Source organism: Bryocella sp. (genome assembly GCF_058498515.1).
Genome location: NZ_JBMHYI010000041.1, coordinates 44003 through 70950 on the forward strand (window position 1 = coordinate 44003; position 26948 = coordinate 70950).

Below are 26948 nucleotides of genomic sequence, written 5' to 3' on the forward strand. Positions count from 1 at the left end.
CTGATGGCGATGAATAAGCACTTCCGGGTTGCAGCAATTCTGGCCGACAAGCTGGAGGAGAATGGAGTCCGTCTCCCTGCAGTTTTACGCAGGGCCGGACTCCCTCCGGACCTCTTCGTGTCGCGCCGTGTGTTGATGACGACCTCCGAGCTGTTCTCTTTCTGGCATGCAATTGCAGACGTCAGCGAGGATCCCGGGATCGCGCTGAAGCTCGGCAACGAGTCGCAGCCGCAGCGTTTTCATCCCAGCGGCATTGCTGCGCTGGCAACAGAGAACTTCGGCGCGGCGATCCGGCATATGGGCCGCTACAAGCAGCTCACGTGCCCGGAAGAGATCCTCGAGCAGGTCGAAGATGGGGAGTGGAGCATCCGCTTCCGCTGGACGGAGGCACCTGATGCGGAGCCGACGGCGCTCGTGGAGTATTGTTTTGCCTGGCTGCAGACGCTGGGTCGGCATGGCACGGGGACAAAGCTCTCACCTGTGCGGTTGGAGCTGATTCAGCCACGAGCTCATGGCCGACAGATCGAACGGCACTTTGGTTGTGAGGTGGTGTCGAACGCGCCACGGAATGCCATTGTCTTCCGCGCTGAGGATGCGACGGCGCCGTTCCTGACACGCAACGCTGAGTTGCTGGACCTGCTAGCGCCGCAGCTGGATGAGCAGTTGAGGCAGAACCGGAGCGAAGACGAGGCCGGCGGTTTCGTCCAGCTTGTCCGGGACGCGATCCAGCAGCGTCTTACCGGGCAGCGTCCTTCCATGGACGATGTAGCCCGGGCACTGCACGTGAGCACACGAACGCTGCAACGCAGACTGCAAGAGTCTGGCTCAAGCTTTCAGCGTGTGCTTGATGAAGCGCGGCACCAGTTGGCTCGCTATTACCTGGGTAACTCTGTGCTCGAGCTCAACGAGGCAGCTTACCTGCTCGGCTACGAGGACGCGAACAGCTTCGTACGTGCCTTCCGTGGCTGGGAGGGCGTGCCGCCCGGCCACTGGCGCGAGTCGCAGCGCGCTCGCTCAGCCAACTAACGATCTACTGTTCCACCGAAAGGAATCACGATGCAGAAGCGAACACTGGGTAAGAGCGGGCTGGAGGTTTCGGCCCTTGGACTTGGCTGCATGGGTATGAGCTTCTCCTACGGCGAGCCGAAGGATGAAGCAGAGATGATTGATCTGCTGCACGAGGCCTTCGATTTGGGCATCACCTTCTTCGACACTGCGGAGGTCTATGGTCCGTTCACCAATGAACTTCTGTTAGGCAAGGCCCTCTCGCCGATCAAGGACAAGGTCGTCATTGCGACGAAGTTCGGCTTCAATATTGTCCCGGGCGCGGCGCCTGGATTGAACACGCTCAACAGCCGTCCCGAGAATATCCGGAAGGTGGCCGAGGAATCATTGAAGCGCCTGAACATTGATACGATTGATCTGTTTTACCAGCATCGCGTCGATCCTGACGTGCCGATCGAGGATGTCGCTGGAACGGTGAAGGAGCTCATCGCGGAGGGCAAGGTAAAGCACTTTGGGTTGTCGGAGGCCGCAGCCGACACCATCCGCCGCGCGCATGCTGTACAGCCAGTAACTGCGCTGCAGAGTGAGTATTCGTTGTGGTGGCGTCGTCCGGAGGAGGAGATTTTGCCGCTGCTCGAAGAGCTAGGCATCGGCTTCGTCCCATATAGCCCACTCGGCAAGGGCTTCCTCACCGGAGCGATGAGCACCAGTACCGAGTTTGCAAGCAATGACTTTCGCAGCCGGCTGCCGCGATTCAAAGCGGAGGCCATGCAAGCGAACCAGGCTTTCGTGGATCTCCTGCAGGAGATCGCCAAGGGACACACTGCTACGCCCGCACAGATCGCTCTTGCCTGGTTGCTGGCCCAGAAACCATGGATCGTGCCGATTCCGGGAACGACGAAGCTGTCGCGCCTGAAGGAGAACAGTGGTTCGCTGTCGGTCGTTCTCAGCGCTGGTGAACTCGCGCAGCTGGATGATGCCGCCAAGACGATTCCTGTCGAGGGTGACCGTTATCCTGAGGCACTGGAGAAGATGACCTACCGCTAGAACTCCCCTCGGGCTGGGAGGCGCAGGCTTCCACAACGCTGCCTGCGTCGCTCGGGCCGATTTCGGCATCCAAAGTCGTATCCTTCAGGACGCACGCTCTCGATGGACTAGGATGCGTCCGGAACCGGGTTCCTCTTCGCAGCAAACGAAGCCCTAAGGAGGCCTCGATATGGCGCCTTTAGACGAGAAAGACAATCCACCTTTGACCTCGCTCGAACGCATCAGCCGGCGAGTGTTTCTCACGCGCGCCGGAGCAGCGGGCGTGGCGACCGCGACGGCCGCTGTTGCTGTTCCGTTGGGCGTCGGCGCCCAGCCGGAGAGTACCTCGGCCTCCCCCCTGCCGGACACGGACATCCCAGGCGCGATCCCCGTGTCGCTCAAGGTGAACGGGCAGACGCATCATATGATGGTGGACCCGCGAGCGACGGTGCTTGACACGCTACGCGAGACGCTGTCGTTTACCGGCACAAAGAAGGGCTGCGACCACGGGCAGTGCGGCGCATGCACCGTGCACCTCAACGGCCGCCGCGTGAACAGCTGTCTGCTCTTCGCCTCGATGCACCAGAACGATGAGATCACCACCATCGAGGGCATTGGAACGCCGGACAAGATGCACCCCATGCAGGCAGCCTTCGTGCAAGAGGATGGCTACCAATGTGGGTACTGCACTAGTGGTCAGATTATGTCTGCGGTGGCGCTGTTGAAGGAGCCTGTGGGCAAGGACGACGCTGACGTGCGCGAGGCGATGAGCGGTAACATCTGCCGCTGCGGAGCCTACCCCAACATCGTGGCCGCGGTGCAGGCCGTGCGCCGGATGGCATAGGAGAGGGAACCCATGTATCCATTCACTCTGATCACTCCGGGATCCGTCTCAGACGCCGTGAAGGCTCAGGCGGGCGCGTCGACAGCACAGCAGGGAGCTCCGGTGCGCTTCATCGCCGGGGGCACGAACCTGGTCGACTACATGAAGCTCAATGTAGAGACGCCGCAGCAGCTCGTCGACATCAATCGCCTCACGCTTTCTTCGATCACATCAACCCCGGACGGCGGGGTGAAGATCGGCGCGCTGGCGCGGAACACCGATGTCGCGCAGCACGATCTGATTAAAGCTAGGTACCCGGTGCTCTCCGAAGCGATCCTCAGCGGCGCAACCGTGCAGCTTCGCAATCTCGCATCTACCGGCGGCAACCTGCTGCAAAAGACCCGCTGCGTCTACTATCGCGACACGGCGTTTGCGTGCAACAAGCGCAACCCCGGTTCGGGCTGCCCGGCTATCGAGGGACACAATCGCATGCTCGCCGTTCTTGGAACCAGCGAACACTGCATCGCGACGAATCCCTCGGACCAGAACGTAGCCTTGACCGCTCTTGAGGCGATTGTGCATGTCACTGGACCAAAGGGGGATCGCGCTATCCCCATCGCACAGTTCTACGTGCTGCCCGGATCCACGCCGCAGCGTGAGACGGTTCTTGAGCCTGGTGATTTGGTCACGCATGTCACGATACCCGCATTGCCTGAGGGTGCTACGAGCACCTATTTAAAGCTGCGCGACCGCGCCTCATATGAGTTCGCCCTGGCCTCCGCGGCCATCGCGACCAAGCAGCTTGGCGGCAAGATCGTCTTCGCGAGGATCGCAATGGGTGGCGTCGGCACCGTTCCGTGGCGCAGTCATGAGGCCGAGAAGGCACTGGTTGGTAAGACAGCGACGCGCGAAAACTTCCGCGCCGCGGCTGAAGCTGCACTGCATGGAGCAAAGCCGCAGTCGCAGAACGGCTTCAAGGTGGAACTCGCAAAGCGCTGCGTAACGCACGCACTGACCATGGCGACCAAGCTGGCATAGAGGAGGACGAGCGATGCAGGATCAGGCACAGAAGCCCATCACCGAGAGCCATATCATCGGGGTCTCCACGCCGCGCATCGATGGCCCGTTGAAGACCACGGGAACAGCGATGTACTCCTCCGACCATAACTTCACGGGTCTCGTCTACGCGTGGCCCGTGATCGCGACCATAGCGAACGGCAGCATCACAAGGATCGACACCGCCGCCGCCGAATCCATGCCCGGAGTGCTCGCCATTTACACGCACGCCAACATCGGCCCGCTGTATCGCACGCCGCCCACGCAGGGCTTCTCGATGATCCTCGACGAGAAGCGCCCTCCGCTTGCGGACAATGAGATCCGCTATTACGGGCAGTACGTGGGCGTTGCCGTGGCGAAGACAGTGGAGCAAGCACGTGCTGCCGCGGAAGCGGTCAAAGTCACCTACAACAAGCAGCCCCATAACCTGGAAGAGCAGCTTCTGGATACGAAGATCGCGAAGCCAGCGCGCAAGAAAGTAACTCATCGAGGCGATCAAGAGGCGGCGTTCAAGAGTGCTGCCGTGAAGATCGATGAGGTGTACTCTTCGCCCAACGAGACGCACAATCCCATTGAGCTTCATGCTTCCGTAGCGGTCTTTAAGGATGGCAAGTACACGCTGTACGAGACGTCGCAGGCGGTGGTGAACCATCGCGATGTGCTGGCGGCAATGCTCGGTGTGCCTCCGGAGAACGTGCAGGTCATCACTCGCTTTCTGGGCTCGGGCTTCGGTGGCAAGTTATGGCCATGGCCGCATTCAATGCTGGCGGCGGCGACGTCGCGCAATCTTAATCGTCCGGTCAAGCTTGTAGTCAGCCGATCGATGATGTTCCAGAGTGTTGGACATCGACCTGCGATCGATCAGCAGATCCAACTCGGTGCAGAGCCCAGCGGCAAGCTTGTGGCTCTCGCACATCACTACGTAAACCACACGGCGATGGAGGCCGACTACGACGAAGGTTGCGGCGAAGCCACGGGCTTCCTGTACTCCTGCCCCAACCTTGTCGTCACGGGAGGTCTCGCGAAGCGGAATGTTGGTGTGCCCACGGCGATGCGTGGGCCGGGAGCCGTGCCGGGATTGTATGCGCTCGAGAGCGCGATGGACGAACTCGCGGTCAAGCTGAAGATGGATCCCGTGCAGCTTCGGCTGGTCAACGAGCCCGAGAAGGACGAGAGCAATGGTCTCCCGTTCTCCTCGCGCCACCTCAAGGAGTGCCTTACGGTAGGCGCGGAGAAGTTCGGTTGGTCGAAGCGCAATCCGGTGGTCGGCTCGATGAGGAATGACGAGGGAGCGATTCTCGGCTGGGGCGTTGCGTCATGCGCCTGGGGCGCGATGCGAATCGACTCCGATATGACCGTTGAGCTACTCCAGGACGGGACGGCACGCGTGACGTGCGCCACCCAGGACATCGGCGGCGGTACCTACACGGCCATCGCTCAGATGGTCGCGCATGCGACCGGATTGCCGGTCACTAAGGTAGATGTCGTACTCGGTGATTCGGCGTTGCCTCCTGGGCCGATCAGTGGAGGCTCGTGGACGACTGCTTCCGTAACTCCGGCGGCTCTCGACGCGGCACAGCGTGCCGTGGAGACTCTGCTGATGGCGGCCGCAAACTATCCTGAGTCTCCCTTCCGAGACAAGAAGCCAACGGAGCTTGAGCTTGTTGGAGGACAGGTTCGCCCAAAGGGCGCGACTTCACCGAGCCAGAGCATCGGCGAAGTGCTGTCTGCGGCAAAGGTCAAAGGTGTCAGTGGTACAGGCAAGTCAAAAGGGACATTCGGCGGCGGCAAAGAGGAATACTCCTTCCATAGCTATGGAGCACAGTTCCTCGAAGTAACATGGCAGCCTGAGATAGCACGCTTGCGCGTGAGTCGCGTGGTTACGGTGATCGATGGTGGCCGTATGTTGAATCCACGTGCCGCGCGCAACCAGATTGAGGGCGCGGTAGTGATGGGCGTGGGTATGGGAATGTTGGAGGGCGTGGAGTATGACCGCATGAGCGGAGCGCCGATCAACGCTAGCCTCGCGGATTACATCGTCGCGGTCAACGCCGACTGCCCACAGATCGACGTGACCTTCCTCGACTATCCTGACTACAAATTGAATGCGCTGGGGGCACGTGGCGTGGGCGAGATCGGCCTCGCCGGAGTGGCTCCCGCGATCACCAGTGCGGTCTATCACGCGACGGGAATCCGTGTGCGCCGCATCCCGGTCCGCATTGAGGATCTTATGGGTGCGCCGATGCACCTGGCGTAATGCGACAGCAAGAAGAAGGGAACAAGTGGAAATCAAACGGATAGGATCGCAGCCCTCAGCGCAGGGCAACAGCGATTGGTTTACAGGAACGGTGAGGCTCGATCAGCCCTTTCAGGGGACGGATCCAGCGCGCGTCAGCGGCGCAGTCGTGACCTTTGAGCCCGGCGCACGAACCGCGTGGCACACCCATCCGCTGGGTCAGACCCTCATCGTCACGGCTGGGTGTGGCTGGACGCAACGGGAAGGCGAGGCTGTCCAGGAGATTCATCCCGGTGATGTTGTATGGTTCGCTCCTGGGGAGAGGCACTGGCACGGCGCAGCACCAACCACAGCGATGACCCACATCGCGATCCAGGAGCGGCTGGAGGGGAAGGCTGTGGACTGGATGGAGAAGGTTAGCGACGAGCAGTACACGCGCTGAGATGCTCGGTTACTCCGATGCTTCGTCGCTATCCTCGAAACCCGCAAACAGGGGTGGTTCTTCGTCACTTTGAAAGTTGCTGAGTCCCACGCCGACGAGCCGATAGAGCTGATCTTTTCCCAGTGGCACACGGTTGAACATCGAGATCGCCGCATCTGCCAGTTCCTGGTTGGAGGAGGGTGGCGTCGTGGGCGTCAGGCTGCGTGTCAGCGTTTGAAACTCCTTCGTCTTGAGCTTGAGCACGATGGTACGAGCCCCGCGTGCGTTAGCGCGCGAGGCCGTCCAAACTTTCTCAGCAAGCCGACGTACGGCGTCCTCCGTCGCGCGCAATGGGATGTCGTCCGGGAAGGTGTCCTCGGCCGAGATCTGCTTGCGTACACGGTTCGGAATGACTGGACTATGGTCGATGCCGCGCGCCAGTGCGTGCAGTCGATGACCGTAGCGCCCGAAACGCGCTTCCAAATCCGCCAGCGACATCGCCTGCACGTCACCGACGGTGCGGATTCCCGCAGTAGCAAGATGCTCCTCCGTCACCTTGCCCACACCCGGAATGCGGCCGATGGGAAGGGCGCGCAGGAAGCTCTCTATCTCATGCGGTTGAATGACGAAGAGTCCATCTGGCTTCCGCCAGTCGGATGCGATCTTGGCCAGGAACTTGTTGGGCGCAACGCCGGCGGAGGCATTAAGGTTCAACTCACTGCGGATCTGCTGGCGTATCGTAATCGCGACCCGCGTCGCTGTGGGAAGTCCCGTCTTGTTCTCCGTGACGTCGAGATACGCTTCGTCGAGTGACAGCGGCTCGATGAGGTCGGTGTGCCTACTGAAGATCTCACGAACGGCCAACGACACAGCCTTGTAACGGGTGAAATCGGGAGGGAGGAAGATCGCCTGCGGGCAGAGGCGTTCTGCGCGCACCGCTGGCATCGCGGAGCGCACACCGAACGTGCGCGCCTCATACGAAGCCGCGCAGACGACGGATCGTAAACCGCGCCACGCAACGACTACAGGTCTGCCGCGCAGAGATGGATCGTCACGCTGCTCCACCGAGGCGTAGAAAGCGTCCATATCGACGTGGACGATCTTACGGAGGGGCTTGTCGACAGAGCCCAAAGGTTCGGAATGCGGTGAAAGTTCCACCGCGTCCGCCATGTCGGCGATGGCATGATTGGCCACAGGCGCCGCTCTCCAGGCGGCATCTTCATTGTGGCATATTCGCTTTTACTTCGCTCGACGGAGTGATGAATTTCAATCAGAGGGTAGGACGCTACCGCGCTTCGATAGGATCGTCCACGCGGTGATCGAGCCCCCGCAGTGTGGGCCATCCGGCGGCTTTAAGATCGAGAACAAAAATCTCATTTGTTCCCTGGCGGAGCCAGGGTCCGGGCAGGTATAGAGCCCGCTGCGGTCCCACATCCCAGGCACGCCCGAGCGCATGGCCGTTCACCCACACGAAACCTTTATGGAGGCTGCGCGTGCCAAGCCATGTATCTGTCGTCGCGTTCGCGGTGAAGCTTCCTCGATAGAGGCACACACCTTCACAGGGGGAGTTTGTGAAGGTGTGTGCCTCGGGATGGGTGAGCGGAAGGCTTACCGCGTCCCATCCGTGCAGTGGTTCTCCTGCCAACGTGACGCCGCCCAGGATGCCAACGCGTTCGGTAGGCACCGTCTTGCCGAAGTTCACGCGCCCCGAGTTTTCGACCAGGAGCATGAGCTCAGTTCCGGAAGGAAGATCCACCGTGAGTGTCTCAACGTGGGTTCGGCGATCCAGTTCGCCGAGCAACTTTCCATTAGCAATCACCAGCGCATAGTTGTGCAGCGTGTGCAGGGTAAGATCGCCCCGCATCGCTTTGTTCAGCTTGGTGCGATAGAGCACGTAACCGTAGGCCTGATTGAGGGATTCCATCGTCGGCGGATCTTCGACCTGCGTCGCGACCGGATTCGGCAATTGCGCAAGCAGCGGGGCGCTCTCCGTCAGTGCGAAGGAAGCGATCGTTTGCGTTGGTGGAGATGCAGGAATGGGAGGAAGCTCCCGATGCGTTGCCTTCGCGATGGCCTCGCGGAATGCCATGTACTTCGGAGTGGGATGACCGCTCTCGTCGAGCGCGGCATCGTAGTCGTAGCTGGTCACGTCAGGCTCGTAGCGGTCATGGTCGACATTTGCGCCGTTCATCCAGCCGAAGCTGGTGCCGCCGTGAAACATGTAGATACTCATCGAGTATCCCCGGCTGAGCATGAAGTTGACATCGGCTACTTGCTTCGCAGTGTCGGTGCGAGCGTGCGGCCCACCCCAATGATCGAACCATCCGTCCCAGTACTCGCCGGACATGAATGGACCGTTCGGTCGCAGCTCATGCAGCGTCTTGAAGGCGTGCTCAGCCTCGCCGGGACCGAAGTTGACGACTGCGGGAAGTTCAGGAAGTGAGCCCTTCGGCACTTGCTCGGGGCCATCGGCGGTGTACAGCATGGCCTTCGTGAATCCGCTATCGATCAACTGCTGCTTGATGTCTTCCATGTAGACGTGGTCGTCACCATAGGAACCATACTCGTTCTCGACTTGCACACCGATGATCGGGCCGCCGTTACCGATTTGTAGTGGCGCAAGCTCTTGCCCGAGGCGATGAAACCAGCGTGAGGTCGCTGCTAGAAACTTGGGATCGTGCGAACGTACCGTGATGTTTGGATCCTTCAATAGCCAGGAGGGATAGCCACCCCACTCCCACTCGGCGCAGACGTATGGCCCCGGGCGTAGGAGGACGTACAGCCCTTCCTGCTGGGCTTCGCGGATAAACTCGGCCACATCGTTCTGAGCGCTGAAGTCATAGGTGCCTGGCGAGGTTTCATGTACGTTCCAGAAGACGTATGCGGTAATGGTGTTGAGACCCATTGCACGAGCCATCCGAAAGCGATCGCGCCAGTAGGCACGAGGGATACGTGGGTAGTGCATCTCTCCGGAGAGTATCTGGAATGGTTCGCCATCAAGAGCGAAGTGATCGCCGTCGGCGGCGAAGGTGTGCGATGCCGCTGTGGTGACGGGCGCGGCTTGTGAGATTGCAGATGTCGCACTCGACGCGACCGCGAAGAGGTTTACAGACAGCAACGTCGTACGGAGTGTTCTCGACGAGAGCCTACGCATGAGGCAGCCCCATTGACGGCGGAAGCGATGCGGCGTCGGCGCCGAGTGAGTGGTTAGGCTCCGCACCCATCTGGAAAGCGATGTGTGCACCCTCAGCGATGTCGCTGTGCCTAAACCAGGCGCGCTTCTGATCGACGCCATTCAGCGTCCAGCTTTGCACATACGGGTGCGCAGGGTTCGAACGCTTTGCCTCAAGGATGAGTTGCTTGCCGCCGCCGAGCTCGACGATCGCATGCTCCACCAAGGGTGAACCGATGACATAGATCTGGCTCACCGGAGATACGGGATAGAAGCCGAGCGCCGAGAGCAGGAACCAGGCCGACATCTGACCCACATCTTCATTGCCGGCCATGCCGTCAGGGGCGGCGTGATAGAGGGTGTCCATGATGCTGCGGATACGCTGCTGGGTCTTCCAGGGCTGGCCCGCATACACGTAGAGGTATGCGATGTGGTGCGACGGCTCGTTGCCGTGCGCGTACTGGCCGATCATGCCAGCGATGTCGGGTGGGGCATCGGGCGGCAAAGTCGAGGGCACCGTGAAGAGCAAATCCAGCTTGGTGAGGAAGGGCTCCGCACCCCCAAAGAGCGCAATGAGGCCTGCAGGATCGTGCATCACACCGAAGGTCGTCTGCCAGGCATTCGACTCGGTGTAGTCGCGCCACTCCTTAGAGTGACCCATCTCGATTGGATCGAAGGGCGTAGCGAACTCGCCGTTCGCGAGCTTCGCTTGCATGAAGCGATTCGCGGGGTTAAAGAAGTGCTTATAGTTCTTCGAACGCTCGAGCAGCCGCTGCGCGAGCTCGTGCTGGCCCAGCTTTGCTGCGGTGCATGCAACAGCATAGTCGTTGTAGCAATACTCGAATGTCTTCGATACGGACTCCGGCTCGCGGTCAGCGGGGATATACCCCATCTGCCGGTAGTAGCCGAGGCCGCGATAGTTCTCTTCGTCGGCACGCTCCAACATGCACTCAAAGGCTGCCTGCGTGTCGATCCCTGGTGTACTCTTCACGATGGCTTCGGCCATCACGCTGGCGGAATGATAACCCGTCATCGTGCCCGTCTCCGTGCCTTGGAGCGGCCAAACAGCCATGCCGGCCTCGCTCTGCTGCGCCATGCGCGTGAGCGTGTTCACAAAGTCGGGCAAACGGTCTCGCTGGATCAGCGTGTAAGCCGGATGCGCCGCGCGGAAGGTGTCCCATAGCGAGAACGTCGTGTAGTTGTGGTGGCCTGCAGGCAGACGATGTGTCGTCCGGTCCATACCGCGATACTGTCCGTCCACATCGTCAAACAGCTGCGGTCCGAGCGACATGTGATACAGCGCGGTATAGAAGATCTTCTTCTGAGCGGGGTCCTGTAGCTGGGCTTTAACGCGACCGATCTGCTCCCTCCACTTGCGCCGCGCGGAATCGCGCGTGTGCTCGAAGTTCCAGTCGGGTTGCTCCGTCGCGAGGTTGCGCGCTGCCCCGGCAGGACTGACACCGGAGATGCCTGTGCGGACCAGGATCTGCTCACCCGCGTGAGTGCGATAGTGCAACACTGCTTTGAGATTGTTACCGCGGACAGAGACAATACTGTTCAGGGGCTTGTCGTCGCTGTAGAAGGTGATGCGATCAGGCTTGCGGGAGAACTGCATCGTGAAGAAACACTCGCGATCATGACCCCAAGCCCGCGTGACATGCCCGCCCGAGAGAGTGTCGGTCGCGGGCATGGCAAGTTCAGCCGTGTAGACGCTCGATCCTCCATTGGTGAGGTAACTGTGATGGAGGTCGACGATGAGCCATGCCTCGTCGGTGGCTGGGAACGTGTAGCGATGGAGGCCCGTTCGTTCGGTCGAGGTCAGCTCGACCTTCACCTTAGGATCCTCGAGGAAGACGCTGTAGTAGCCAGGCTCGGCGATCTCCTTCTCATGCGAAAAACGTGAGCGATAGCCAGCATTGGGGTTGTCCTTGGGGCCGGCGGTGAGCTTCACTGGTCCAACCCCGGCCATCACGAGGAAGTCCAACAGATCGCCGCACCCTGTACCGCTGAGGTGCGTATGACTGAAGCCCATGATCGAAGTGTCTTCCACGTAGTAGCCGCCGCACCAGTCCCAACCATCGTCGCCGGTATCCGGGCTCAGTTGCACCGCCGCAAACGGGACGCTGACTCCAGGAAAGCAATGGCCATGGCCGCCAGTGCCGATCCTTACATCCACCCAGCGGAGCGGGTCGTCAGCATCAGGGCCAAGAGGAGCAGACCAGAGCGAGCGGGGAAGCGTGGCCGATGCGCACACGGCGGCCGTCTGCAGAAAATTACGACGAGACATCATGGGGAGCGGTCCTCTTATGCCTGTCGCACTCCTCGAAACAGGTGCTGCACGCAGGCTGGAAATACGGTGCGATGATAACGCTATCATGCTGCTCAGTGCAGCAGCCCAAAACCCTTCGTCTCGACTGTCAGCGCGGATCCTCGGGCCACTTGTGCCGAGGATAGCGGCGCATCAGCTCGCGGCGGACCACCGGGTATAGCCGCTGCCAGAAGCCAGCGAGATCCGTAGTCGTTTGCACGGCGCGCAGGTTGGGCGCGAGCAGGTGCAGCACGACAGCAGTATGCTCCGGGCCGATGCGCGGCGTCTCCGCCATGCCAAAGAAGTCCTGCAGCCGCGACTCTATCCATGGGGGCTTTCCACGTTCATAGTGGACCTTGGTCTGTCGGCCGCCCTGGAGACGTAATGTAGCGGGCGCGAGGTCGTTGAGCCTGTTGCCGGCGTGTTGTTCGAGCAGCGACAGGAGACTGGAGGCTGTGATGTTCTTCAGTTCGAAGAAACTCCGCAGACCATCGCAAAGTTCCCGCAGCGTGTGCTCTACGCTGACCGTCGTGAGTCCTGCAAATTCGACGCGCGCCATTAGCTGATCGAGTGCGTCGGCATCGACGAACCGTGCGATGCCGGCTTCTAGCGCCATATTGCACAGCATGTCCGCTGCTGCCTCGCGATCCACTGGAACACTTCGTGATTCGGAGAGAACCAACTGATCGTAGACGATCGCACTGACCTGCTCAACTCGTTCCCCGGTACGATGCCACGCAAGCTCACTCGTCTCGCGAATCGCGTCCGGAAATAGATCGATCAGCCACTCGGGTTCCACGCGGCTGAAGACACGGACCAGTGGCAATGGCTTCTCCTTGCGGTCTTCCGCATCGAGTGCCAACAGGAACTCGTACTGCGGTGGATCGCCGGCAAGCTCGGTGGAGACTCCGTTCGCAAGCTGTAACTGCTTGCCACTACGCAGGCGAGCTATACGATCCGGGAATCCAGTCAGCAAGCATTGCAGCAGCGCATCGTCGTCATGCTCGGCGTTGCGAGGCGCCTTAGCCAGGCGAAGCAGTTGTTCAAGCTGCTGCTGAAACCGCGGCTCCGTTGGAGGACGATCGACTGCGTGCATGAGGTCTGCGGCATCTGAACGTGTGCTGAGCAACGCCACCGCAACGCAGGCATTGTGCGCGACCTTGCGCTGCTGTCCTTCGAGCATTACGCGCGCCAATCGAGGTTGCAGAGGATATCGCGCAAGGTATGCGGCCTGATCGCCGCTCGCGCCGAGTCGATCCAGAAGCGCTGCAGCCGCGTCCACTGCGGGCTGGGGTGGGTGATCCAACCATGCGAGGTCCTGCATGTGCGTGATGCCGAGGACGCGAAGTGCGAGCGCGATCTGAGCAAGGTCGGCCCGCAGGATCTCCGGTGGATCATGCGGCGGGCGCTGTCGCAAGTCCTCTTCAGGATAGAGCCGCAAGACCACTCCTGGCGCTGTGCGTCCGGCGCGTCCTGCGCGCTGCCGGGCCGAGGCCTGGCTGATGCGTGCAATCTCCAGCGTTGGCAAGCCTGTCCACGGGGAGGTCGTGGCGATGCGCGCAAGTCCTGAGTCGATGACCGTCGTCACCCCGTCGATCGTGATGGAGGACTCCGCTACATTTGTGGCGACGATGACCTTGCGCTTCGTGCTCGGCGCAACCGCACGATCCTGCTCGGCAGGCGTAAGGTTGCCATGGAGAGGAAGCAGATCGAATTCGAAGCGTCTGGTCAGCGGCTCACATGCAGTGATTGCGCGTCGAATCTCAACGGCGCCCGGAAGGAAGACCAGCATGTGGCCAGAGCTCTCTCTTGCTACTCGCTCGATGGCATTGGCGACCTGTTGTTCCAACGGTGCCGGTGAGTAGGGAAGATATTGGACGTCGAGTGGGAAGAGACGACCTTCAGACTTCAGCACCGGAGCATCGCCGAGGAAGCGTGCGATGGGCGCGGTATCTAGCGTAGCGGACATGACCAGCAGCTTAAGGTCAGGTCTCGTGGTCTGTTGCAGCCGTCGCAGGAGCGCGAGGGCGAGGTCGGTTTCGAGGTGCCGTTCGTGGAACTCGTCGAGGATCACGAGGGAGACACCACGCAACTCGCGATCCGTGAGCAGACGCCGCGTGAGCACGCCCTCGGTGAGAAAGCGCAAGCGAGTCTTCGGTCCAGCGACCTGCTCGAAGCGCACCTGGTAACCGACGGTCTCGCCCGGCTCCTCACCCAGTTCGTGGGCCACTCGCCGGGCGGCTAGCCGGGCAGCAATGCGTCTCGGTTCCAGTACGAGAATTTCGCCGGAGAGGTGCCTCAGAAGGGCCGGCGGCACACGCGTCGTCTTGCCAGCTCCGGGGGCGGCCTCGAGCACGACATTCTGCGCGCGCGCGAGCGTCGCTACGATCTCATCGAGCAGTGCGTCGATGGGAAGGGAGGGCCTGCGGCTCACAGTGTTATCCGAGTAGCGCGAGCTGTTCGTCGAGGTCCGAGATGAGGTCCTCGATGTCTTCGGCTCCCACCGAGACACGCAGCATGTCTCGCGGAATCTCGCGCTGGGCCAGGTATTCGGGAGGAACGCTCGCGTGGGACATTGTGGCTGGAAGGCTGATGGTCGATGTCACGCTGCCGAAGCTCACGGCAATTTTGAATAGCTTGAGCCCTTCCGCAAGCTGCTTCGCGCGTTCGAACGTGCCGACCCGCACGGCGAGCAGAGCGCCAAAGCCCGGGTACGTGACGCTTGTGACTGAACTGTGTCCGCGAAGGTGTTCCGCGACCGCGGCTGCATTCTTTTGCTGGGCATCCATGCGGAGCTTCAGCGTCTTCAATCCGCGCAGCAAAAGGAAGCTCTCGAAGGGCGCGAGGGCGTTGCCCTCGGCGTTCTGCAGGAAGTAGATCTTCTTCGCGAGCTCCTCGTCCTTCACTACGACAACGCCGGCGGTCACATCGCTGTGCCCGCTCAGGTACTTCGTCGCGGAGTGGATGACGATGTCTACGCCAAGCTCCAGCGGACGCTGCAGGTACGGCGTCATCGCACTCCCGTCCACCGCCATCAACAAGCCGTTCTCGTGCGCGAACGTCGCGAGCGATTTCAGGTCAAGCAGGCGCAGCAGGGGATTGGTTGGCGACTCGACGTAGAGCAACTTTGTCGCAGGAGTAATGGCCGCGCGCAGCCGTTCGACATCGAGGCCCTCGGATAGCTTGACCGTCACACCCACCCGGTCGATGACGCGACCAAATAGCCGAGTGGTGCCGCCGTAGAGATCCCAGTCCGCAAGGATCTCGTCGCCTGTGCTGAGCAGGCGCAACACACACGTGATGGCCGCGACCCCACTGGCGAAGGCGAAGGCACGCGTTCCACCTTCGAGTGCGGCGAGGTGGTCCTCGAGCACTTTGCGCGTGGGATTGCCGCTGCGCGAATATTCGAACGGGCCGGAACTGTCTACATGCTCCTGCTCGAACGTGGCCGTCTGGTAGATCGGCGTGACGACGGGGTGATTCGCATCGCCCGGGGCTGGATCATAATGAAGGAGCCTGGTCCCGAACTTCATCTTGTCAAACGTCACTTCGCGCCCCCGAAGGTCGCCTCGAAGGCCTGCTCGAAGTCGGCGATGAGGTCCTTGGGGGCCTCTAGGCCGACAGATAGGCGAATGAGACGGTCACTGATACCCAAAGCTTCTCGTTGCTCAGTCGTCAAGTCGCAGTGGGAGGCCGTCGCAGGGTTCGTCGCCAGCGTTTCGACGCTGCCGAGGCTCTCGGCACAGGTGCAGAGCTTGAGCGCATCCATGAAGTGCAGCGAGTCCGCTGTGCTGGCATCGAGCTCAAAGGAGAGCATGCCGCCGAAGCCCTTTTGCTGTTGCTCAGCCAGCTTCTTCTGCGAGAAGGAATCGAGGCCAGGATAGTTCACCTTCACCACGCGTGGATGGTCTTCGAGCCACTTCGCGATGATCGCCGCGTGCTTGCAATGTGCCTCAAGGCGGATCGGAAGTGTCTTCACGCCCTGCAGCGCCAGCCATGAGTCGAACGGCGTCTGGATGCTGCCAATGGTCTTGCGAACGAGACGCAGGCGCTCGGTCAGCGTCTCGTCGTGCGTGGCCAACGATCCACCAATAGTTGCGTTGTGGCCGTCGATGTACTTCGTTGTCGACATCATGGAGACGTCGGCGCCGAGTTCCAGAACGTTCTGCAGCAGCGGCGTCAGGAAGGTGTTATCCACCGCAACCAGGATGTTGCCACGGGCGTGGGCCAGATCGGAGATGGCCTTGATATCCGCGATCTTCAGCGTGGGATTCGCCGGGCTCTCCAGAAAGATGAGCCGCGTGTTGGGTTTCAGAGCCGCCTCCACACCGGCAGCTGTGGAGGTGTCCGCATAGTCGTACTCAATGCCGAAGTGGCGCAGCACCTGGTAGAAGAGGCGCATCGTGCCGCCATAGATCACGTCGGATAGGATGACGTGATCGCCGGCTCCCAGCACAGCCATACAGAGCGTGTGAATCGCACTCATGCCGGAGCGGAAGCAGAGCGCGTGCTTGGTGCCTTCGATGGCTGCAATGGCCTGCTCCAAGGCATTGACGGTGGGGTTCGCGCCACGGGAGTAGCCGTACCCTTTGGTGACACCGACGCTCTCATGGATGTAGGTTGCTGTCTGGTGAATCGGGAAAAGGATCGAGTTCGACTGTTTCTCGTAGCTCCGGTTGGAGTGAATGACGAGCGTCGACGGTGCAAAATCTGGCCGATCGGACATCCGGCTCTCCTTCGAACAGGGTGACCGCGGACATACGCCTGGGCTGAACGATTCAGCCTGCGTCGCATGCTCCGAGGGGTCTTTGTTGAGGATACTCTCTTGGGGCGGGTTGAGGCACGATCCTCACTTCGTCGGAGAAGCCATCGGCAACCCCGTGGCGGGAGTGTGCTCCGGATCGGCATCGAGGTTGGGCCGGATCTCGGCTCCGCTTGAGGATGCAGCTGGCACGTGGACGTTCCAGCCATCGACCGTGACGAGCGGCCTTGTGCCCTGTAGCAACGATCCGTCTACGTTGATCGTCACCGTCTCCGTTTCACCAGGGAGCAGTGTGATGTAGTTCTCCGACGCAAAGGCTGGAAGCACCCGCTTGCCGCTGTCCAGCCTACGAAGCTGCACATGCGTCATGAGGGCGATATTCGAGCCGGGGTTGCGGAGGACCACCACAACCTTGCCGTCTTCTCGCCGTGCGAATGTGGTAACGGTGGCCGGGGGCATTTCGTTCAAGCCAGTGAGGTCGTTCGCATCTTTCGTCCCACGCCAATACAGGTTTGTGGAGAGCGACTCGCCATCATGCGACGTGAGCTTCAGCTTGAGGAACACCACGGACGAGCTGCTCGAGGGCAGAGGCAATACGCCCAGATCGACGACCGACGATGGATTCGCCGCGACTTCGAAGCTTCGCTCCTCCAGCTTTTCCCCGGACAGGCTATAGAAGGCAACAGTGGCCTTTGCGTCGGTGAGCAGCGCCGGCAGGTTATTGATCACCTGGAGATGGTCATTGTCCTCGTTCCACTGGATGTGTACGGGTTCGGAGGCCTTCTGCACCGCATACAGAGAGGCATTGGGCTCCAGGTCGTAGTGATAAAGCTGCCATACGAAGCTGGGCTGCGCAGGGTTGCTCATCCAGGTGATCACGCCCGTCTCCGGAGCGAACATTTTCGCGTTGCGGCCTTCGTACATCGCGCGGAAGGCCTCATAGTTCGCAAGCTGTCCCTTGCGCACAAAGTCCGCCAGATTGCGTATTGTGCCGTAGCGCTTCGCAATCTCTGCCGGATAGAGGTCGCCGTGCTGTGCACCGCGTGCCAGGTCATGCTCGGCCCAGTCGTCGTTGATCGTCTCCCAATCCTTCTGGGGCATCATCCCGCGGACAGACTCCAGCGTGGGGATCGAGACGCTGCCGGTTTCCGTCTTGAAGGCCTCCTTGTAGTCATAGAAGGCTTTTGGCGCGCGCCAGTAGTAAGGCCCGCCGGAGTTCACGCCGCGTCCCTCTGTGGAACTTGGCTGATAGAGCCGCGTGGGCTCCAGTTCGGCCATCAGCTTCCGGATTCCCGCGTCGATCGCGGGCGGAGGATAGCCCTCGTTGCGTGCGCACCACAATGCGATCGCCGGATGGTTGCGGTAGCGCAGGATCTTGTCGCGAACATTGGCGAGATAGGAGTCCACATCGTCAGGATTTGGTCCATCGCTCGGGTTCGGCTGGAAGAACTCGTCCCACAGCAGAATGCCGTACTGGTCGCAGAGCTCATAGAAGTCCTCACTGGTGCTCTGGCCCACCCAGTTGCGGATCATGTTCATGTGCGCCAGAGCATGCATGCGGATCTTCGCTTCGAGCCTCGCGTGGGTGTCGCGCTTCAGCGCCTCATCGAAGCCCCAGTCGCCCCCGCGGATAAAGACGCGTACACCGTTCACCGCAATGGTCAGGTTCGGCGAATCGGGCACGCTGTAGGTGATCTTTCGAATGCCGAAGGGGATCGTCGTCTCATCGGAGGTCACTCCATGAGCGCGGAAGACCAAGTGCAGGTGATACATATTCTGCGGGCCGTAGCCGTTCGGCCACCACAGCCGTGGGTTGGTGACATGCAGCGCCTGCGCCTGCGCACTGGAGAGCGACACCGTCTTGCTCGATCCAGCCGCGATGCTGACCGGCAGCGTGAAGCGTGCTCCCTCGAACGTGCCTTCAAGCGTTCCTGTCAGGGTCGTATCGGAATGATTGTGCAGCGTCGTCTTGATCGTAACCTCTGCGCTATCCGTGCGTGGCAGAGGAAGGTCCGTAGTGACAAGCGGGTCTTCGATCTCAATGGGCCCTGTCGCCGACAGCGTCACTTTTTGCCAGATACCGGTGTCGCGGTCGCGGATGCCGGGGATCCAGTCCCAGCCGATGGTTGCAAGGAAGGTCGGTCCATCGCTCGCCGTGATGCCCCCATTCTTGCCGACGCCGTTCGCGATGGTGTGCTCGATGGGGTCGCCAGGGTGAGGTTCGGGTGCCACGAGTACTGCAATCGTCGCGACTCCGCCGGCCCTCACGTGCTTCGTCACGTCGAAATGTCCGCGCCGGAACGCGCCGAGCGTGGTGCCGACTTGCGCTCCGTTTACCCAGATCTGCGCACGGTAGTTGATTCCGTCAAAGTTCAGCCATACATGCCGCTGGGCGTAGGCGACGGGTACTCGAACAGTCGTTCTGTACCACCACGAGGTGCGCGCCAGGGACTCTGGGATGATGTTAGGGCGGTTATTCTCGCCATACAGCGGCTCAGGATAGACACCGTCGCGGACCAGATTGGCGAGCACTGTGCCAGGGACAGTAGCGGAGTGCCATGTGCTTGCGTCGAATCCCGCTCTTGAAATCGCCGCGCCATCGGACACGACTCTGCCCGCATCCGCGAGCTTCCAACCCGCCGCGAGCTCAATCGCGCCGTCCTTCTGCGCAGTGGCGCTTGGGGTGAAGTGGAGGGACAAGAGGACGAGGGCCAACAGGAGAGTCGAGCGTCGCAGCTGTTGTAGGGGCTTCATAGCTATGCGCGCCATCCTAACAGCGTCGGCAGCGTTTCGCTCGCTTGTCCTATCCCGTGCTGTGTAGAATGCCGTGGCGGATCGAAGCGCACCAATCTCCCCCTCAGGTTCAACAAGACCACCGGCGCGGGCGAGGTGCAGGCGGGAATTAATAGCGAGATGCAACAAAGGAGAGAATCATGGTGACTCGAAGGAGTTTTCTGCAGACAGTGGCGACGGGAACGGCAGGGGCGGCGCTCAGTACCTCCGCACGGAGCTATGCGCAGATCATGGGCAGCAATGAGCGCGTAAACTTCGCGGTCATTGGTCTCAACGGGCGCGCCTATGCGCACCTGTCCTCGCTGAAGGCGAACGAGGACAAGGCGCACATCGCATACGTGTGCGATGTCGAAAGCAACATCCTCGCAAAGTACGCAGGCGCTGCGGAAAAGAAGATGGGGTACGCGCCGAAGACCGAAAAGGACTTCCGTAAGATTCTGGCGAACAAGGACGTGGACGCGATCACCATCGCGACGCCCGATCACTGGCACGCTCCCATGGCAATCGCGGGCGTGCAGGCAGGGAAGCATGTGTACGTCGAGAAGCCCTGTAGCCACAACCCTGCCGAGGGCGCCATGCTGGTTGCAGCGCAGAAGAAGACCGGAAAGCTGGTGCAACAAGGGTCACAGCAGCGTTCTTCGCCACACACCATCGAGATCGTAAAGAGGATTCACGCCGGCGAGTTTGGTCGAGCCTATTATGCGAAGGCCTGGTACAGCAACGTGCGTAAGTCGATCGGCATCGGCAAGCCAGCTCCTGTACCTGCCACGCTGGACTGGGATCTGTGGCAGGGGCCCGCGCCGCGCCAGCAGTACAAGGACAATGTCCAGCCCTACAACTGGCACTGGTTCCGCACGTGGGGCACAGGCGAAACGCTAAACAACGGTACTCACGAGGTGGACGTCTGCCGCTGGGCTCTGGATGTCGATTTCCCGAAGAAGGTAAACGCCCTCGGTGGGCGATACCACTTCAAGGACGACTGGCAGTTCTACGACACGCTGGTTACCAACTTCGCATACGACGACAAAATGATCGACTGGGAATGCAAGTGCTGCCAGGGGATGAAGATCTATGGCCGCGACCGCGGTTCGGCCATCATGGGCACGCAAGGCACGGTGATCGTCGATCGTGATGGCTATGAGATCTACGACCTGAACGGCAAAAAGACCAGTGAGTTTCGCGCGAAGAAGGAAGCTACCTCCTCAGCCGACACGATTGGTGCGGACTCGATGACGGACCTGCACTTCGCCAATCTCATCGCCGGGATTCGCACCGGAGAACCGCTGCATGCGCCTGTCAGCATCGGCTATGTCGCTGTGACGATGCTGCAGCTCTCGAACATCGCGTGGGAGGTTGGACGCGAGCTGCACCTCGACTCAAGCGACGGAAAGATTCTCAACGATCCCGAGGCCATGAAGGGCTGGGGTCGGGAGTACGAGAAGGGGTGGGCGCCGCACGTCTAGCGCTTTCTATCGAGCCGCAGAAGGCAGGGCATCGCGTACCCGAAAGGGACCACGTGATGCCCTTTACTTTTCTCTCCTGTGACGCGACTCATTCCATGTTCACGCTAATTGCCTTGACACTCATAAATTCCCTTTGCTACTGTGCTCGCCGATTTCAAAAGGTCTGGGAGGACGTCGTGTGCTCAGACCCGTCTGACCGATTTGTTGCAGCTACAAACGAAGTCAGGCGTATGGGCTGTTGCTATGGAGGGCATTATGTACAGATTTCGCAAACTGGCAGTCTCGGTCCTGGCGTTCGTCATGATCGCCCTACCAGCAGGGCTTCTCGCACAGGCTGTCAGCGGCACCATCGTCGGTACAGTGACGGACCCGACCGGTGCTGCGATTGGCAACGCAAAGATCAGCATCACCCGGGTTGGACAGGACTCCGTCTACAACACGATTACGAACGATAGCGGCAACTTCACGCAGCCGACTCTGCCATCGGGCGTCTACACCGTGACCATCGTCGCCAACGGCTTCAAGAAGGAGAGCCGCGAGAACATCACGGTCGACACCAACGTTACGGTACGCGTGGACGTAGCCATGGCGACCGGAAGCGTGACTGAGACGGTAACGGTAACGGAAGCACCTCCTCAGCTGCAGACAGACCGCGCTGACATCTCTGCGACTATCGAAGCGAAACAGATCGCAGACCTTCCACTCTCCAGCGGCAACAGCTTCCAGTCACTCCTGAATACCGTGCCTGGCATGGCTCCAGTGGTGTTCAACAACTCCCAGTTCTTCAATGCGAACAATGACCTGTCAACAAACGCCAACGGCCAGTCTTCGTACGTGAACCTCTACCAGATCGAAGGCATCGACGACGATCAACGTACAGGCATTCACATCATTCTCGTCCCACCGGCAGCTGCGATTCAGAACGTGGACATTACGACCAATAACTTTGAGGCGGAGTTCGGCCGCGCTGTCGGTACGGTCGTCAACGTCACGTTGAAGTCGGGAACCAACAACTTCCACGGCAACGTCTTCCAGCAGATGGAGAATAATGGTGTCAACGCGCGCAACTACTTTGCCAAGGGCCCCAATGGTCGTCTCGTATACAACTACACGGGCGGTTCGGTCGGGGGACGGATCCTGCGCGACAAGCTATTTTTCTTCGGAGATGTGCTGCGCGTTTCGGACCATGAAGAATCGACACAGACGGCCACTATCCCTTACTACAACGTCGTAAACAATGCGATCGACCTCAGCGCGTATTCCGGTCAGATCTATGATCCGAACACCGGCGACACGGTGGATTGCTCCGGCTCGGCGACCAACAACAGCTGCGGCTCGGGACGTACGGCGTTCGCGAACAACCAGATTCCCCTGACAAATGGGGGCATCAGCACGGTGGGGTTGACTGTCCTGAAAGACCTGGATGCGATTGCGCGTAATCCTGCAATGAACCTTGCGGCCTCGACGTACGCTGCCGGCGCTACCGCCAACAACTTCCAGCAGAACTCGCCGTTCCATAAGGACATCTGGAGCTACGACATCACGTCGGATTACGTCATCAGCACAAAGGATCACCTCCGCGGGCGCTTTAGCCACCAGTTGATCAATACCTACCAGGCGCCGCTGTTCGGCGCGTTCCTGGGCGGACCCGCAAGCAGCGGCTTCGAGGCTACCGGCACAGCGACGGCGTACAGCACGGGAGGCAACTACGATCACACGTTTTCACCCACGCTGTTGACTGAGGTTCGCGTCGGCGTCGCCCATCTGCGGAACTCGGCGACACAGAACGACTATGGCGCGAACGACGCCCGTACGCTGGGAATTCCAGGTAATGGGCCGAACGGAACAGACAACACGCCGACATCGAGCGGCCAGATAGCGATCGTAGTCAATAACAACGCCACGAACTTCGCCCAGCCGCTGATCGGGTACTCGCCGTCGCTTCCATGGCTCCGTGCCGAGTCCAACATCGATGTAGCGAATAACTGGACCAAGATCCTGGGCAACCACACGTTGAAGGCGGGTGCCGATATCCGCCGCGTGCGCGACGATCTTTTGCAGGGCAATAATAACGCGGCGGCCGGGCAGTTCTACTTCAGCGAGAATCAAACTTCGACTCAGGGGGCAGCCTCCTACAAGGGATCGGTGACTGGCCAGGCAAACGATGTGGCCAGCATTTTGTTCGACGTGCCGTATAACGTCGGCCAGGATACGAACAGCACCTTTCCGGCGTACCGGCAGACATGGCTGTTCTTTTTCGTCTCCGATAAATGGCAGGCGACGCCCAAGCTGACAGTCGACTTCGGCTTGCGCTGGGAACTCTATCCGGCGGCGACACCTCGCAAGGCCGGTGGCTTTGTCAACTACGATCCCACGACGAATAACCTCGTAGTCGCCGGCTTGAATGGCAACCCCTCAAACATCGGCATGCAGACGGACTATAAGAATTTTGCGCCGCGCGTTGGCCTCTCCTATCGCGTGCGGGAGAGCACCGTAGTGCGCGCCGGTTTTGGCGTCAGCTACGTGCCGTTCGTCGATAACTCATATGCGTATAACTACCCGATCAAGACCAGCAGCAACTACAACAATGTGCCGACATACGGCGCGGCTCTGAACCCGGCAGGTGGCCTGGTGAACTTCGTCACCGGTGTTCCCGCAACCCCCACGGCGTCGTTCGGGAGCAATGGAACTCTGTTCGAAACCGCAGCAAACGGCACCATTGGTTTGGCGGCCCTATATATTCCGAAAAACTTCATGAATGCGTATGTGGCGTCATGGAACGCGGCGGTTCAGCAGGCGATGGGGCCGGACATGTCGCTGCAGATCGCGTACGTGGCCAACAAAGGTACGCGCATTGACGTGGCACAGAACATCAACCAACCGCGCATCTACGGCCAGTCTGGATCCTACGATCCCCTCTTCCTCGAGTTCGGCAAGTCGGCCGCGGTGACCCAATACTTCCTCGGCTATTCGACCAATTACGAGTCGCTCCAGGTGCAGCTTACCAAGCGGTTTACGCACGGCCTTTCCTTCACGTCCGCATTTACCTGGGGGAAAGCCATGGACTGGGGGACAGGCGCTCAGGATGGCAATGTTCTGTTCTGGGCCGGCCCCCAGCGTCGTAACTATGCCCTTGCGGACTTCGATCGCAGCCGAAACTTCGAACAGACCGTGACCTACGAACTGCCTGCCGGCCACGGTCATCGGTACTTCAGCTCTGGACCCATGCAGTATGTGCTCGGTGGATGGAGGACCTCTGCGGTACTCTCGGGACTGTCTGGCACGCCGTTCACAATCTCAACCTCCAGTCCAACCCCGGGTACAACGCAGACTGTCAACCAGATCGGGCCGTATGCGGTGTCTCATCAGACGATCGGTGGCAATGTGTCCTCGTACCCAACATGGTTCAATCCGGCGGCATTTGCAGCGCCAACGGCCTGCGTCGCCTATTCCACCGCGAATCCAAATGCGTGCGTGCTAGGCAATACCGGTCGCAATCAGTTCCGGGGTCCTGGGTACTTCTACGACAGCCTCTCTCTGTTCAAGGCGTTCCCGATCTGGCGTGAATCGGCTTTGGAACTGCGTGCCGATGCCTTCAACCTGACCAACACCCCAGCATTCGGGAACCCGGGCGCATCCCTGGGGTCGAACCTGGGTAAGATCACCAGCACGCTGGGTTCCGGCGTTGGAAACGTCAACGGTGTCGGCGGTCCACGGGTGCTACAGGCCGGGGTCAAACTCACTTTCTAATGGGAACGGCTATGGTCTGGTCGGTTTCGTTTCTTGCCGAGGATGCATGTGCATCCTCGGCCTCACCGTGTGAGCATAGGAAGGGGAGTGTGGACAATGGGCTTCAACCGGCGGCAGTTTGTGGGAGCGGGAATGGGTGCAGCAGCGACTTGGGCGATGCCACGCGCGTGGGCAGCAGCGGCCCCCTTCCACGTAGGTGTCATCTCCGACGAGATCTCGCAGGACTTCGATCACGCATGCTATGTCATTGCGAAGCAGTTCGGACTGCACTACGTCGAGCTTCGTGAGATGTGGGGCAAGAACCTCCAGACCGTCTCCGACGCGGAGATTGCGGAGGCGAAGAAGATCCTCGCAAAATATGAGCTCAGCGTTACCGACATCGGCAGCCCACTCTATAAGGTCAACTTCCCGGGCGCGCCGCACTCGCAGTATTCCTCCAAGGAGGACATGCATGGCGCCGACGAGAAGAACTTCAAACAGCAGGACGAAGTGCTGGAGCGGTCAATCTCACTGGCGAAGCAGTTCGGTACCGACAAGGTGCGTTGCTTCGACTTCTGGCGGTTGGACGATCAGAAGCCTTATCGAGAGGGCATCAATGATGTGCTCCGCCAGGCTGCAGAGAAGTCAGGCAAACAGGGCATCATGCTGGTGCTTGAGAACGAGTACGCCTGCAATACTGCGACCGGCCGTGAGGCCGCGGCAACGATGACCGCAATGCAAACACCACATCTGGCCCTCAACTGGGATCCAGGCAACGCGGTGATGCGCGGCGAACTCGATGCCTTCCCGGGAGGCTGGGAAGCGATTCCGAAGAACCGCATCCATCATTGCCACGTGAAGAATGCGCAGAAGGATGCCAACGGTAAGATGCAGTGGGCTCCGGTAGATGTCGGCTACATCGACTGGGCTGCGCAGTTCCGCGCACTGAAGGCCGCGGGCTACAAGAATGCGACGAACCTCGAGACCCATTGGAAGGATGGCAAGTCTCCGGAGTCATCCACCATTCGAAGCTGGGAAGGCATGAAGAAGAGTCTCGAGGCTGCGGGCATTACCGTGTAATGAGGTCGCAGTGGGGTAGCTGTCGTTGGCTACACCGCTGCGATCTCGCTGAGCTTTACTGGACGTCGCTCGGCCAGCGAGAGCTGCGCAGCCATCGCCATTACCACCGGCATGCGACCATCGTGCCCATTGACCGAGGTCGGTTTGTCCTCGCGAACTGCCTGGACGAAGCTGCTCAACTCGTTCGTGAAGCTGGCTGTATAACGATCCATAAAGAAGTTCAGTGGGAGATCGCGGTACACCTTGCTCGTCCCGCTGACCACCGCCTCGTTTGGATAACAATTGTCCGTCGCAACCTTGCCGGCTGAGCCAAGAATCTCGACGCGCTGATCGTAGCCGTAGACCGCCTTCCGGCTGTTATCGATGGTGCCGATGACGCCCTTGCGAAAGTGCAGCACCAGCAGCGCCGTGTCGATATCGCCAGCCTCACCGATCGCAGGATCGACTCGCACGCTGCCGGCTGCATAGATGCTTTCCACCTCGTCTCCGATGAGGAAGCGAGCCATATCGAAGTCGTGGATGGTCATGTCCCGGAACATACCGCCTGAGACCTTCACATATTCGATGGGCGGCGGCGCCGGATCACGGCTGATGATGTGTATCAGGCTGGGCGTTCCAATCTCGCCACTCACTACCGCCTCACGCACTCGCGCGAAGTTGGCATCGAAGCGGCGATTGAAGCCGATCTGCAACTTCACGCCTGCGTCCTCGACAGCAGCGAGGGCTCGATCGATTTGGCCGAGCTCTAATGCTATCGGCTTCTCGCAGAAGATGTGTTTGCCCGCCGTTGCGGCCTCGGCAATGAGTTGCGCGTGCGTGTCGGTCGACGAACAGATGAGCACCGCATCGATGTTTGGATCTGCCAGCAACGCAGCGCTTGAGTCCGGCACTGAGGAAATCTCATAGCGGGCCGCGACCTCTTCTGCCGAGGCTCGATAGGCGTCAGTGATGGCGACGACGCGCGCCTGCGGCAACCGGAAGGCGATGGATTCGGCGTGTACGCGGCCGATGCGGCCGGCGCCGATGATTCCGATACGTAGAGGATCTTGATCCAAGGGGCCAGGGCCTTTCTCG

Annotated in this window: 17 protein-coding genes; 9 read left to right on the forward strand and 8 right to left on the reverse strand. The window is 60.4% G+C overall.

Annotated elements, in window-relative coordinates:
* The first annotated feature begins 3 nt into the window (after nucleotides 1-3).
* From AC5E6W_RS10700 to AC5E6W_RS10725, 6 genes are all read left to right on the forward strand, one after another.
* The gene (locus tag AC5E6W_RS10700) at nucleotides 4-1026 is read left to right on the forward strand and encodes an AraC family transcriptional regulator (protein WP_491752281.1); all 1023 of its coding nucleotides are present in this window, start codon (nucleotides 4-6) and stop codon (nucleotides 1024-1026) included.
* Between the two features lie 30 nt (nucleotides 1027-1056).
* A complete protein-coding gene (locus AC5E6W_RS10705; protein WP_491752282.1) occupies nucleotides 1057-2052 on the forward strand; it encodes an aldo/keto reductase in 996 nt (331 codons plus the stop codon).
* A gap of 169 nt (nucleotides 2053-2221) precedes the next feature.
* Entirely contained in the window at nucleotides 2222-2875 is a 654-nt protein-coding gene (locus AC5E6W_RS10710; RefSeq protein ID WP_491752283.1) for a (2Fe-2S)-binding protein, read from the forward strand.
* A gap of 12 nt (nucleotides 2876-2887) precedes the next feature.
* Entirely contained in the window at nucleotides 2888-3892 is a 1005-nt protein-coding gene (locus AC5E6W_RS10715) for an FAD binding domain-containing protein (protein WP_491752284.1), read from the forward strand.
* Nucleotides 3893-3905: 13 nt separating this feature from the next.
* On the forward strand, nucleotides 3906-6167 hold the full coding sequence (locus AC5E6W_RS10720) for a xanthine dehydrogenase family protein molybdopterin-binding subunit (protein WP_491752285.1): 2262 nt from the start codon (nucleotides 3906-3908) through the stop codon (nucleotides 6165-6167).
* Between the two features lie 25 nt (nucleotides 6168-6192).
* The gene (locus AC5E6W_RS10725) at nucleotides 6193-6588 is read left to right on the forward strand and encodes a (R)-mandelonitrile lyase (RefSeq protein WP_491752286.1); all 396 of its coding nucleotides are present in this window, start codon (nucleotides 6193-6195) and stop codon (nucleotides 6586-6588) included.
* Nucleotides 6589-6597: 9 nt separating this feature from the next.
* Here the strand turns inward: AC5E6W_RS10725 and dinB are convergent, their stop codons facing one another.
* The 7 genes from dinB to AC5E6W_RS10760 all read right to left on the reverse strand — a co-directional run bounded on the left by dinB (nucleotide 6598) and on the right by AC5E6W_RS10760 (nucleotide 19563).
* Complete coding sequence (gene dinB, locus AC5E6W_RS10730) at nucleotides 6598-7761, reverse strand: DNA polymerase IV (RefSeq protein WP_491752287.1); 1164 nt, start codon at nucleotides 7759-7761, stop codon at nucleotides 6598-6600.
* A 91-nt stretch (nucleotides 7762-7852) separates the two neighbouring features.
* Complete coding sequence (locus AC5E6W_RS10735; RefSeq protein ID WP_491752288.1) at nucleotides 7853-9685, reverse strand: glycoside hydrolase family 35 protein; 1833 nt, start codon at nucleotides 9683-9685, stop codon at nucleotides 7853-7855.
* 28 nt (nucleotides 9686-9713) lie between these two features.
* Complete coding sequence (locus tag AC5E6W_RS10740; protein ID WP_491752289.1) at nucleotides 9714-12029, reverse strand: GH92 family glycosyl hydrolase; 2316 nt, start codon at nucleotides 12027-12029, stop codon at nucleotides 9714-9716.
* Between the two features lie 127 nt (nucleotides 12030-12156).
* Nucleotides 12157-14481 carry an ATP-dependent helicase HrpB gene (gene hrpB / locus AC5E6W_RS10745; protein WP_491752290.1) on the reverse strand — a complete coding sequence of 775 codons (2325 nt, stop codon included), beginning with the start codon at nucleotides 14479-14481 and terminating at the stop codon, nucleotides 12157-12159.
* A 4-nt stretch (nucleotides 14482-14485) separates the two neighbouring features.
* Nucleotides 14486-15580: a trans-sulfuration enzyme family protein gene (locus AC5E6W_RS10750; protein WP_491752291.1), complete on the reverse strand. Its 1095-nt coding sequence runs from the start codon at nucleotides 15578-15580 to the stop codon at nucleotides 14486-14488.
* A gap of 11 nt (nucleotides 15581-15591) precedes the next feature.
* A complete protein-coding gene (locus AC5E6W_RS10755; protein WP_491752292.1) occupies nucleotides 15592-16773 on the reverse strand; it encodes a trans-sulfuration enzyme family protein in 1182 nt (393 codons plus the stop codon).
* Between the two features lie 123 nt (nucleotides 16774-16896).
* On the reverse strand, nucleotides 16897-19563 hold the full coding sequence (locus tag AC5E6W_RS10760) for a glycoside hydrolase family 2 protein (RefSeq protein ID WP_491752293.1): 2667 nt from the start codon (nucleotides 19561-19563) through the stop codon (nucleotides 16897-16899).
* A 179-nt stretch (nucleotides 19564-19742) separates the two neighbouring features.
* Between AC5E6W_RS10760 and AC5E6W_RS10765 the strand changes: the two genes are divergently transcribed.
* The 3 genes from AC5E6W_RS10765 to AC5E6W_RS10775 all read left to right on the forward strand — a co-directional run bounded on the left by AC5E6W_RS10765 (nucleotide 19743) and on the right by AC5E6W_RS10775 (nucleotide 25874).
* The gene (locus AC5E6W_RS10765) at nucleotides 19743-21065 is read left to right on the forward strand and encodes a Gfo/Idh/MocA family protein (RefSeq protein ID WP_491752294.1); all 1323 of its coding nucleotides are present in this window, start codon (nucleotides 19743-19745) and stop codon (nucleotides 21063-21065) included.
* 255 nt (nucleotides 21066-21320) lie between these two features.
* Nucleotides 21321-24815 carry an outer membrane beta-barrel protein gene (locus AC5E6W_RS10770; protein WP_491752295.1) on the forward strand — a complete coding sequence of 1165 codons (3495 nt, stop codon included), beginning with the start codon at nucleotides 21321-21323 and terminating at the stop codon, nucleotides 24813-24815.
* Between the two features lie 96 nt (nucleotides 24816-24911).
* Nucleotides 24912-25874: a sugar phosphate isomerase/epimerase family protein gene (locus tag AC5E6W_RS10775; RefSeq protein WP_491752494.1), complete on the forward strand. Its 963-nt coding sequence runs from the start codon at nucleotides 24912-24914 to the stop codon at nucleotides 25872-25874.
* A 29-nt stretch (nucleotides 25875-25903) separates the two neighbouring features.
* Here AC5E6W_RS10775 and iolG read toward each other — a convergent pair whose 3' ends face one another.
* Complete coding sequence (gene iolG / locus AC5E6W_RS10780) at nucleotides 25904-26929, reverse strand: inositol 2-dehydrogenase (protein WP_491752296.1); 1026 nt, start codon at nucleotides 26927-26929, stop codon at nucleotides 25904-25906.
* Nucleotides 26930-26948 lie beyond the last annotated feature (19 nt).

Bases quoted from the DNA above. Each gene is read 5' to 3' on its own strand.
- AC5E6W_RS10750 (WP_491752291.1), bottom strand. From the start codon at position 15,580: ATGAAGTTCGGGACCAGGCTCCTTCATTATGATCCAGCCCCGGGCGAT.
- AC5E6W_RS10715 (WP_491752284.1), top strand. From the start codon at position 2,888: ATGTATCCATTCACTCTGATCACTCCGGGATCCGTCTCAGACGCCGTG.
- AC5E6W_RS10765 (WP_491752294.1), top strand. From the start codon at position 19,743: ATGGTGACTCGAAGGAGTTTTCTGCAGACAGTGGCGACGGGAACGGCA.
- AC5E6W_RS10740 (WP_491752289.1), bottom strand. From the start codon at position 12,029: ATGATGTCTCGTCGTAATTTTCTGCAGACGGCCGCCGTGTGCGCATCG.
- AC5E6W_RS10705 (WP_491752282.1), top strand. From the start codon at position 1,057: ATGCAGAAGCGAACACTGGGTAAGAGCGGGCTGGAGGTTTCGGCCCTT.
- AC5E6W_RS10710 (WP_491752283.1), top strand. From the start codon at position 2,222: ATGGCGCCTTTAGACGAGAAAGACAATCCACCTTTGACCTCGCTCGAA.
- AC5E6W_RS10755 (WP_491752292.1), bottom strand. From the start codon at position 16,773: ATGTCCGATCGGCCAGATTTTGCACCGTCGACGCTCGTCATTCACTCC.
- AC5E6W_RS10775 (WP_491752494.1), top strand. From the start codon at position 24,912: ATGGGCTTCAACCGGCGGCAGTTTGTGGGAGCGGGAATGGGTGCAGCA.
- AC5E6W_RS10720 (WP_491752285.1), top strand. From the start codon at position 3,906: ATGCAGGATCAGGCACAGAAGCCCATCACCGAGAGCCATATCATCGGG.
- AC5E6W_RS10760 (WP_491752293.1), bottom strand. From the start codon at position 19,563: ATGAAGCCCCTACAACAGCTGCGACGCTCGACTCTCCTGTTGGCCCTC.
- AC5E6W_RS10700 (WP_491752281.1), top strand. From the start codon at position 4: ATGGCGATGAATAAGCACTTCCGGGTTGCAGCAATTCTGGCCGACAAG.
- AC5E6W_RS10770 (WP_491752295.1), top strand. From the start codon at position 21,321: ATGTACAGATTTCGCAAACTGGCAGTCTCGGTCCTGGCGTTCGTCATG.